Annotated in this window: 9 protein-coding genes, 1 tRNA gene and 1 pseudogene; 4 read left to right on the top strand and 7 right to left on the bottom strand. The window is 65.7% G+C overall.

Annotation, left to right across the window (positions count from 1 at the left end; translation table 11 throughout):
- Together pgk and GRX66_RS13000 are read right to left on the bottom strand one after the other, a co-directional pair.
- A partial coding sequence (gene pgk, locus GRX66_RS13005) for a phosphoglycerate kinase (RefSeq protein ID WP_159526945.1) occupies positions 1 to 188 on the bottom strand: 188 nt, incomplete at its 3' end.
- Positions 189 to 428: 240 nt separating this feature from the next.
- A complete protein-coding gene (locus GRX66_RS13000; protein WP_159526944.1) occupies positions 429 to 971 on the bottom strand; it encodes a CBS domain-containing protein in 543 nt (180 codons plus the stop codon).
- A gap of 197 nt (positions 972 to 1,168) precedes the next feature.
- On the opposite strand from GRX66_RS13000, the pseudogene udk reads away from it, so the two are divergent.
- Positions 1,169 to 1,775, top strand: a pseudogene (gene udk / locus GRX66_RS20815) (uridine kinase); the annotation flags it as partial.
- 369 nt (positions 1,776 to 2,144) lie between these two features.
- Here udk and GRX66_RS12990 read toward each other — a convergent pair.
- Positions 2,145 to 2,468 carry a DUF5785 family protein gene (locus tag GRX66_RS12990; RefSeq protein WP_201293013.1) on the bottom strand — a complete coding sequence of 108 codons (324 nt, stop codon included), beginning with the start codon at positions 2,466 to 2,468 and terminating at the stop codon, positions 2,145 to 2,147.
- 630 nt (positions 2,469 to 3,098) lie between these two features.
- On the opposite strand from GRX66_RS12990, the gene GRX66_RS20030 reads away from it, so the two are divergent.
- Positions 3,099 to 4,307, top strand: coding sequence for a methyltransferase (locus tag GRX66_RS20030; RefSeq protein WP_325064106.1), 1,209 nt, complete (start codon positions 3,099 to 3,101; stop codon positions 4,305 to 4,307).
- A gap of 52 nt (positions 4,308 to 4,359) precedes the next feature.
- On the opposite strand, the gene GRX66_RS12980 is transcribed toward GRX66_RS20030, so the two are convergent.
- A tRNA-Ser gene (locus GRX66_RS12980) sits at positions 4,360 to 4,441 on the bottom strand.
- A gap of 334 nt (positions 4,442 to 4,775) precedes the next feature.
- On the opposite strand from GRX66_RS12980, the gene GRX66_RS12975 reads away from it, so the two are divergent.
- Positions 4,776 to 5,960 (top strand): orc1/cdc6 family replication initiation protein, encoded by a 1,185-nt coding sequence (locus tag GRX66_RS12975; protein WP_159526943.1) that lies wholly within the window; start codon positions 4,776 to 4,778, stop codon positions 5,958 to 5,960.
- Between the two features lie 386 nt (positions 5,961 to 6,346).
- On the opposite strand, the gene GRX66_RS12970 is transcribed toward GRX66_RS12975, so the two are convergent.
- Positions 6,347 to 7,111, bottom strand: a complete 765-nt coding sequence (locus GRX66_RS12970) for a DUF2064 domain-containing protein (RefSeq protein WP_159526942.1) — start codon at positions 7,109 to 7,111, stop codon at positions 6,347 to 6,349.
- Positions 7,112 to 7,253: 142 nt separating this feature from the next.
- On the opposite strand from GRX66_RS12970, the gene GRX66_RS12965 reads away from it, so the two are divergent.
- Positions 7,254 to 7,460, top strand: a complete 207-nt coding sequence (locus GRX66_RS12965) for a hypothetical protein (protein ID WP_159526941.1) — start codon at positions 7,254 to 7,256, stop codon at positions 7,458 to 7,460.
- 34 nt (positions 7,461 to 7,494) lie between these two features.
- On the opposite strand, the gene GRX66_RS12960 is transcribed toward GRX66_RS12965, so the two are convergent.
- Both GRX66_RS12960 and aroC read right to left on the bottom strand, forming a co-directional pair.
- Positions 7,495 to 8,127: a uracil-DNA glycosylase gene (locus GRX66_RS12960; protein ID WP_159526940.1), complete on the bottom strand. Its 633-nt coding sequence runs from the start codon at positions 8,125 to 8,127 to the stop codon at positions 7,495 to 7,497.
- A gap of 106 nt (positions 8,128 to 8,233) precedes the next feature.
- Positions 8,234 to 9,385, bottom strand: a complete 1,152-nt coding sequence (gene aroC / locus GRX66_RS12955) for a chorismate synthase (protein WP_159526939.1) — start codon at positions 9,383 to 9,385, stop codon at positions 8,234 to 8,236.
- Between the last annotated feature and the right edge of the window lie 227 nt (positions 9,386 to 9,612).

Genomic DNA, 9,612 nt, shown 5'->3' with positions numbered 1-9,612 from the left:
GCGAGTCGGTGATCGAGCACCGCGACGCGGGCGCCGCGGTCGAGCAGTTCCGCGAGCGTGTCGACGTGCGCCCGCAGGCGTGCGTCGTCCGCGAGCGATTCGTCCTCGGCCAGCGGGCTGTTGATGTCGACCCGCACCCCGACCGCGGTGTCCATCGCGTCGAGGTCGTCGAGGGTCCGTATCGCCATGTGGTGGGACCGAGAAAGGCGTCGGGTATAGGCGTTACTGTACGTCCCGACGAACACCACTGCGGGCCCCGTTCCTTCGGCAATCGGTGGCGCAAGTGTGGGTCTGCGGGAGGAATCGGGCGAGCCTCGCGGATTCGGGGTGTTGGAGGAAGTATGACCGCCGCGGATCGCTGAACCGCTCAGGGATACTCGTCGTACCGCCGCAGTCGTGTCGGCCACCCGCACCGCCGACCTGCGCTCTCAGACTGCCCGGCACTCGGGGCAGAGCAACTGGCCGTTGACGTCCACGAGCTGGTGTGCGAGACTCCCGCAGCCCTCGCAGACCCCTTGCTCGGCGTACGTCTCGTTGCCTTCGCCCTGCGAACTCGACGGTGGGCCGGAGGGCGCGGACGGCGCGCCGCGGACACGCTTCTCGACGCTCGGCGCGACGTCGCGGGCTTCCACGATGCCGTGGACGCCGTTGTCGTCCGCCACGAGCACCCGTGGGTCGCCCGTACGACCCATGAGGTCGGCAGCGTCCGCGACGGACGCGTCGAGCGACAGCGACTCCGGCGTCTCGTCCATCACGTCCGCTGCCGTGACATCGTGAGGATCCCCGTCGTCCAGGAGGAGGTCGAACACCGACTCCGCGGTGATGACGCCAACTGGCGTGCTGCCGCGAAGCACCACCGCGCTGCTCGTGTTCTCCGAGCGCATCAGCTCCACCGCATCGAGTAGTTCGTCGGATTCGCTGACGCCGACGAACTCGTGGGAGAGCACGTCCCTGAGGGCTAATTGAGGCATGGTAAGAGCTAGCACTCAATCGGGCTAAAAGGTATTCCCAAAACGTCTATACGGCTCCCGAACCAACTTCTTCAGGCGTCTATACGTTGGAATCGTCGCTGAACAGTGACGAGTCGACAGCGACGCCGGCGATTGCTGGCGGCGGCCTCGCGCGGAAACGCTGGATTCAACATCGGCGCAGCCACTCACGTGTAGCAATGACCATTCCGTCGTTCGCCATCGGGATCGCCGGGGGGACGGGAGCCGGCAAAACGACGGTCGCCCACGAGATCACCGAGAACGTCGAGGAGGCGGCCACGCTCGTCCCGCTGGACAACTACTACAAGGACCTCGGCCACATGGCGTTCGACGAGCGGAAGAACGTCAACTACGACCATCCGTCGGCGTTCGAGTGGGAGTTGCTCCGCGAACAGCTCGACACACTGCTCTCCGGCCAGGCCGTCGAGATGCCCCAGTACGACTTCAGCGAACACCTCCGGAAAGACGACTGCGTCACCGTGGAACCGACCGACGTCATCGTCCTCGAGGGGATTCTCGCCCTCTACGACGAGGACGTCAACGACATGCTCGACCTCCACATCTACGTCGAGACCGACGCCGACGTTCGGATCCTCCGCCGCATCGAGCGCGACGTCGTCGACCGCGGCCGCGACCTCGAGGGCGTCATGGACCAGTACCTCTCGACGGTGAAGCCGATGCACGAGCAGTTCATCGAACCGACGAAGAAGGACGCCGACATCATCATCCCTGAGGGTGCCAACGCCGTCGCCGTCAACCTCCTCGAGGAGAAAGTGCAGGCCGAGAGCTCAGAGATGGCTGCGTGGGCTGCGCGCAGCGAACAGGAACGCTTCGAACGCGAGGAGTACGCAGACGAGGGCTACAAGCAGGACGCAAGCGAGAAGACGGGAGCTCTGGACGAAAGCGAGAAGACCCAGCGTCTGGACGAAAGCGAGAAGACCCAGCGTCTGGACGCAAGCGAGGAGACGGAGCGTCTGGACGAAAGCGAGAAGACCCAGCGTCTGGACGCAAGCGAGGAGACGGAGCGTCTGGACGAAAGCGAGAAGACCCAGCGTCTGGACGGTAATGAAACGACGGGATCTCAGAGCACCAGCGAGAAGACAGAACCGGAGTCGTAGTCGGTAGTCACCGGGGAACGCGAGTCCCCGAAGCGCGCTACTCTGTGGGGTGGTACTCCCAGAGGTCCGCGCGCCGCATTGCGCCGCCAACGGCCTTGTGGAAGTCGACTTTCGTCTCGAATTCGTCTTCGTCGACGTGCTCGAAGATGTCCGCGACGGAGACGACTTTCTCGTGGTTGATGCGGACCGGCCACTCGCCGAACTCCTCCAGGAACGCCTCGCGTTGGAGTGGGAAGTCCGCCTCTTCGTCGGTCATCTTCGAGAGGACGGCCATGTCGTAGTTGCGGCCGCCCTCGCTACCGTGCTCGCCGTCCGGGTCGTGCACCCAGTCCCGCCCCGAGGGGTCTTCCATCTCTGCCATACGCGAGTGGTTCGCCGCCGGCCCCAAAACGGTTTCTCAATCCGCGCGTCGGACATTGTCACAGCCGGCTCGGCGCACGTCGCTCACTCGCCGTCCCTGACGACGTTCAGTCGCCGTCCCTGACGACGCAAACAGTTTAGTGGGGTCGGCAGACACGTTCGTGATAGGTTGAACAGGCCCCCCAGGCTGACCACGACCCGGTGAGGTTCGACGCGTTCGGCTCGCCGTCGAGCAGTCACAGGTCGGTGGTTCGGCCGGCTCGCCGACTGTGGGCCCGCGGTGCCCGACCGGAGACGACCGGTACCGTCGCCGCGCGGTCACGCTGTTCGGCACTCGGTGCGCGCCCTCGGGCGTAGCCACGGGTAGGGTCTGAACAGTTTTCCGCTGTTCCGTACGCTTTGACCAGCACTCCCCAAGTGGACATTCGAACCACGGGTTGGGCTGCGCGGGGCGCGCCGTGTCGCCGTCTCAGTGACGCGAGCCGCCGAATCACCAGATGTCAGCCACACCACCGAGTCGCCAGCACCGATACCAGAGCAATCAGAACCCAGAGGGGCGCAAGTCGTCGGCAGCGCGCCCGTATGCAGTCGCAGTACGGGGCCGGGGCCAACTCTTCCGGGGGTGGTCGTCGTGATCGGACACCGGTACGACCTCGCTCTCGAATCACGTGTCGAGGGCGCGAGGCCCGAGTACGTCTTCGAGACGGCCGACGGCGTCTGCTCGAAGCAGTCGTTTCGGACGCCGGAACTCCTCCTCGCGGACGTGCTCTGGTCGACCGCCGCTGACAGACTGCTCGTTCCCGAGGCGAACTACGGCGTCGTCGGCGTCCTCCTCGCTGCGTCGACCGAATACGTAGCGATGACGGAATCGAGCGCCCGGGCAGCGACGCTCTGCGAACGCAACGCCGCAGCGAACGGCGTCGAGACGGCCGTGACGCTGACTACAGGAATCACCGAGTTGGAAGGAACGACGAGCGCCGGGTTGGAGGAAACGACGGGCGGCGGGATGCTTCAGTTGCCCGGCGTTCCCGACGAACGGACGTTCGACGCGGTGGCGTACGCCCCGAAGCCGTACACGCCACTCGACGTCGGCGCGCAACGCATCCTGGATGCCGCGTCGCGACTCGCGCCGGACGGCCTGATCTACGTCGCCGCAGCGAAGCACACGGGATTGGCGCGGTACGAGAGACTCCTCGAGGACGTCGCCGGTGCCGTCGAGAGCGCCGGCTCTCGTGATGGATTCCAGGTGCTGAAGGCGACTCTCCGCGGGAATCCAGCTAATGGATTCGAGTGTCGAACGTGCGCTACGGTCCGGGAATTCGAGGTGATCGCCGACGGTATCGACCTGTCGCTGGTGTCGGTGCCGGGCGTCTTCTCGGCGTCGGAACTGGATGCCGGAACGCGGCTGCTTGCGGAGTCCGCGAAGCTCTCAGACGGCGAGCGCGTGCTGGACCTCTGCTGTGGATACGGCGCCCTGGGTACGTACGCCGCGTCGGCTGCCGACTGCGAGGTCTGGCTCACCGACGACGACCGGGTGGCGACAGCCTGCGCGGAGCGCGCCCTCGAAGTCAACGACGTCGAAGCGTCCGTAGTCACTGCGGACGGCCTTCGTGGTGTTGCGGCTGAATGCTTCGACCGCGTGCTCTGCAATCCCCCGACGCACGCGACCGACGAGGTACTCGACGGGCTGTTCGTCGGTGTGCGGGACGTGCTACGGAGTGGGGGTGAGTTGCTGGCTGTGCACCACCGTGAGCTGGACCTCCGGCCGCAACTATCGGCGTTCGAAACCGTCGAATCCGTCGCTGCAGGGGACGAGCACGTGGTGATTCGAGCGCGGTGAGTGGGCGCAGCGGACTCGCCATTGGGGTCCTGTGGGTTCGAAGAACGGTGGACGGTGAGGATGGGATTTGAACCCATGAGGCTGACGCCACCGGTTTTCAAGACCGGCGCATTGGGCCGCTCTGCCACCTCACCGCGCGAGCGACGATAGGACAGGCCGACGGTTGAAACTGTCGTTGTCGTGCGGTGACGACGGGCCCCACCCCGGATTTCGAGTGTTATGGTGGCGAGACTGAGCGGTGGTGGGGCTGCGGTGCGTGCTTGTGCGAGTTGTCGTGCCAGTACAATGTTTCCTGACAGTGTGTCCGACAGGGGCACCCCGGTCTGCAAATGTTTTGCGGCAGTAGAACAGACGAGACAGGGACGTGTTGTGGCGAAGAGAGCGCGGTGCAAGAGCGAACACGCGAAACACTAGAAACAATAGAATCAGTGGTATTATGGTGGGTGAGGAGAAATCCGGGCACCAGCGATGGAGACGCCGTTTCGTGACCGCGTCGAGCTGTTCACCAACAAGGACGTACTGAAAGACCACTACGAGCCGGAGGAGATACTCGAACGCGACGAGGAGATCGACCAGTACGCGAACGCCCTCCAGGACGTCGTCGACGGCTGGGAGCCCGACAACGTCTTCGTCTACGGGAAGACCGGCGTCGGCAAGACGGCAGTGACGCGGTACATGATGGACGCACTCGAGTACGAAGCGCGGGACCGCGACGGCGTCGATACCGTGGCGAGTGTGGAGGTCAACTGCCACCACCACCCGTCGTCGTACCAGGCAGCCATCGCGCTCGTGAACGAACTGCGCGCTGACACGGACCGCGACCCGCTCACGACCGGACTGTCGACCTCCGACGTCCTGAACGCGCTGTTCGACGAAATCGAGGCGCGCGAGGGCACCGTACTCATCGTGCTGGACGAGATCGACAACCTCGGCGACGACGACATGCTGCTGTACCAGTTGCCGCGCGCGAAGACCAACGGCAACATCGAGGACTCCCAGGTCGCCGTCGTCGGTATCTCCAACGACTACACATTTCGCAACGACCTCTCGCCGAAAGTCCAGGACACGCTCTGCGAGCGAGAGATCAAGTTCCCGCCGTACGACGCCAACGAACTCGTGACGATCCTCTCCGACCGCGCGAAACGCGGCCTGCGCGGCGACGTCCTGGAGGACGGCGTCATCCCGCAGTGCGCTGCGCTCGCGGCCCGCGACCGGGGGAGCGCGCGGCAGGCTATCGACTTGCTCCGCGAAGCCGTGAACGTCGCTGTCGAGGACGGCCGCGAAGTCGTCACCGAGACCGACGTCGACACCGCAGTCGAGCGTGTCGAGCGCGGCCGCATCAAAGACTCCATCAAGGACCTCACGACGCACGGTCAGTACGTCCTGCTCGCAGTCACGGAGATGGCGGTCAGCGGCGAAACCCCGGTTCGCGCGAAGGAACTCTACGAGGTCTACGAGGATGTCGCCGCCGGCTACGCGTCCGAACCGCTCAGCCAGCGCAGCGTCCACGACCATCTCAACGACCTCTCGATGCTCGGATTCCTCCGCCAGCACGACCGGAACTACGGGCGCGGGGGCGGGCAGTTCTTCGAGTACGAACTCGACGTGGACGCCGAGATGGTCCACGAGGCGATCGCCGACGAGAGCAACTGACGGCTGTCCTGTTCAGGTGTTTCTGTGCTGGCGTGGTCAGGCGTTTCTGTGCTGGCGTGGTCAGGCGTTTCTATTCGTTCTGGATCGGCAGGTAGGTGGTACCTACATCGGGCCGCCTGCCGATTCTACAAGAACACTTGAAATACGGGGTGGGGGATCGGGTGTGCCAATTCCGATTGGGCCGACCCCAGTTGCAGTTCGGCCCCGGACCCATCACCGAACAACCTTCGGCAAACTGTTCACTGACAGGTATCACTTGCAAACCGGGGTCCCCCTCTCCGCCACGATTCCCGTTCGTGCTACCAGAAGAACATTTGCAGACCGGGGGTCCGTGCATTGCAAGCCCGCACCAACAGTTCACAAACAGTGTCGCAGCCGGCACTCCCTCAATCCCGGACGACGACACGCTCGCCGTCTCGGTCGGCAACTCGCAGGCCGAGTTCGTCCACGTAGGCGGCCGTGTACGTCGGCACGATGCGGTCAGCCGCACCGCGTGCGCGCAGGCTCGACACGAGGCTGGCGAGCCCAGACCTCGACCTGACGCGGGTCTGCTCGGGGAGGAAGTCGACGTCGTAGCCCGCGTCCAACGCTCGCTCGGTCACGCTCTGTACTTCCGGGGCGTCCCACGCGCCCTCGAAGTCAATCGGGCGCTTGAAGCCCGCGAAGTAGAGTCGGCCGTTCGCGGACGGCCCCAGCACGACCGGATTCCGCCGGAGCTTCATCGCGGCGCTGTCGACGTGCTTCCGCCCGACCAGCGGCGCGTCCGGCTCCAGGACCGCAGCGGAGTTCGCGCCCTCGGACTCGAGCAGGTGCGTAACCGTGTTGCCGACGCGCGCGTGCTTCGACGACCCGACCTGCACTTCGACGCGCACCTCTTCGCGTTCCTCGTCCGTGAGCACGTCGCCGAGGAGGTCCCGGATCTCCGCTTCCGCGTTCGCGTCACTGCCGACGAATTCGTCGGGTAGCTGGTCGTCCGACCGGTAGTTCACGATGAGGTCGCCGCCGCTCTCGACGACGGCACGGAACGCGTCCGCGGCCATCGCCTCGTACAGCGTTGCGGCTTCGCGCTCGGAGAGCGTCGATTCCTCGGCGAGCGCGGGCAACACGAGGCCCTCCCGCGGCGGGTCTACCGTGACGGCGACGACTGTCATGTCTGGCAGTCGGTCCGGGGGACGCTTGAACGCCGCGGTCCCAGTCCAATCCGGGACGGAGCCCACGACCTCGCACCTGGGACTATAGCCCCAGTGTGCCAGCCGAACGGCTGAAGACGAATGCGCCCGCAATCGCTACTCGATGTACGTCACGAAGCTACTCACCGCGCTGGCACTCGTGCTCTCCGCTCTCGCGCTCGTCGGCGCCGTCGGCTCGCTCGCTGCGTCACTCGGGGACGCGTCCACGGTTGTCACAATCGCGGTACTCGTCGCGGCGATGCTCGGTGTCGTGGGTGCTGGCGTCGCCGGCGCGGGGGGAACTGTCGCTGGCAAGACCCAATACTGGTAGGCGGACCGGTCGATGGTCCCACTCGCAACCCCGATTAACGACCTCTGCGGCCCTTGGTCTGGCGGTAGTCCGACTCCAGCAGGTCGAGGAAGAAGTCGACGTATGCGTCCGTTTGCTCGTCGGTCTGCTCGGCGGGGTGAACCATCGGCGCCAGCTCGAACCCGCGCCCGCGGATCGACGTGGCGTGACACTCCTGGACGTCGAGTTCCGAGGCCGGCGTCGTCGTGTACTCGCGGCCGAGTTCGGTGAGCGCGCGCTGTCCGACTGGCACCAGCACCTCCGGGTTGATGATGCGGATGTCGGCGTTGAGGTACGGCTCGCAGGTCACCACTTCCTCGTCGCTCGGGTCGCGCTCAGGGTGCCGGCAGCGCGCGAGGTACGTCAGGTAGGCGTTGTCCAGTTCGGGCTGGTCGCTGGTCGGCAGCGAGTAGTTCAGGCCGACGCTCCCGAGGATGTGCTGGAACCGTTCGCCCGCGTCGTCGCCCGTGAACGGGACGCCCGTGCGTTCCGCGGCTGCACTCGGTACTTCGCCGACGAACACGAAGTCCGCGCCTACGTCGCCGTAGCCGTGAACGACGCGGTCGCGGACGTCACAGAGCCCCGGACAGTTCCGGCAGTCCTCGTCCATCCCGTACGGGTTCTGTGGGCCGTCCTGGTGCGCGTCCATCTAGTCGCGTGTTGTGCGCAGATAAGGAAAGCCGCTTCGCTCGCGTTCTCGGTCCGAAACTGGCGCGGCTCTGGATACTCTGATTGCTGGAACGCGGACTGCGCCCTCACTCGTTGCGCGGACTGCTCGGGTGGTAGTCGGTGTCGTACTCGCCCGGCTGGTCGTCGAGGCGGTCCGGGTTGATGCGGCCGCCGAGCAGCATGAAGTCCAGGATGGTGATGTTGAGCATCGCCTCGACGACGGGCACGCCGCGTGGCGGGAGCACTGGGTCGTGGCGGCCCACTACCTGTGCGGTCTTCTCCTCGCCGGTCTCCCAGTCGACTGTCTGCTGTTCCTTCGGGATTGACGTCGGCGCGTGCAGCGTGACCTCGCCGTAGATCGGTTCGCCGGTCGTGATGCCGCCCTGGAGGCCGCCGTGGTCGTTCTCGACGGGGACCGGATCCCCGTCGTCGCCGAACTCCCAGTCGTCGTTGCGCTGCTTGCCGGTCCACGTCCTGGCCTCCCTCCCGAGACCGAACTCGAAGGCGGTCGTCGCCGGGACGGACAGCATCGCGCGGCCGAGGCGCGCTTCGACTGCTTCGAATCTTGGCGCACCAAGCCCGCGTGGGACGCCTCGAACCTCGAAGTAGATCGACCCACCGATGGAATCGCCCTCCTCCTGGTACGCCTCGATGCGTTCTTGCATCTTCTCGGCGGTCTCCGGGTGCGCGCACCGGACGTCGTTGTCCTCGGTGTGTTCGAGCATCTCCTCGAAGGACACTTCCGGCGCCTCGATGTCGCCGATCTGGTTGACGTGCGCCTTCACCTGAACGCCCTCCTGCTGGAGGATCTTCTGGGCGATCGCACCCGCCGCGACCCAGTTCACGGTCTCTCGCGCCGAGGAGCGACCGCCACCGCCCCAGTTGCGCGTGCCGAACTTCGCGGAGTACGTGTAATCGCCGTGGGAGGGTCGGGGCGCCGTCACGAACGGTTCGTACTTCCCGGACTTCGCGTCCTTGTTCTGGATGGTCATCCCGATTGGCGTCCCGGTCGTGTACCCGTCCTGAATCCCGGACTGGATGGTCACTTCGTCGGGTTCGCCGCGCGACGTCGTGATCATCGACTGGCCTGGCTTGCGCCGGTCGAGTTCCCGCTGAATCGTCTCCTCGTCGAGTTCCAGTCCCGCCGGACACCCGGACACCACGACGCCCATTCCCGGGCCGTGGCTCTCGCCGTACGTCGTCACCTGGAAGAGCCGCCCGAAGCGATTGCCGTTCATTATCGGACGATACGGCGCGAGGTGCTTAGGGCTTGCAGTATCTGCAACGGGTGCCAACGGGGCTGGCGCCCGTGACCGGCCAATTCCCAATTTGGCCCCTTGCCACGTCCGATCCTGCTGATCCCTGGCACGTCCGTCCCTGCAGCTCCCTGGCACGTCCGTCCCTGCAGCTCCCTGGCACGTCCGTCCCTGCAGCTCCCTGGCACGTCCGTCCCTGCAGCTCCCTG

The sequence above is a fragment of the Halobacterium bonnevillei genome, from assembly GCF_009831555.1.
In the GTDB taxonomy this organism is placed as follows: domain Archaea; phylum Halobacteriota; class Halobacteria; order Halobacteriales; family Halobacteriaceae; genus Halobacterium; species Halobacterium bonnevillei.
This window is presented reverse-complemented; position numbering and strand designations above follow the sequence as displayed.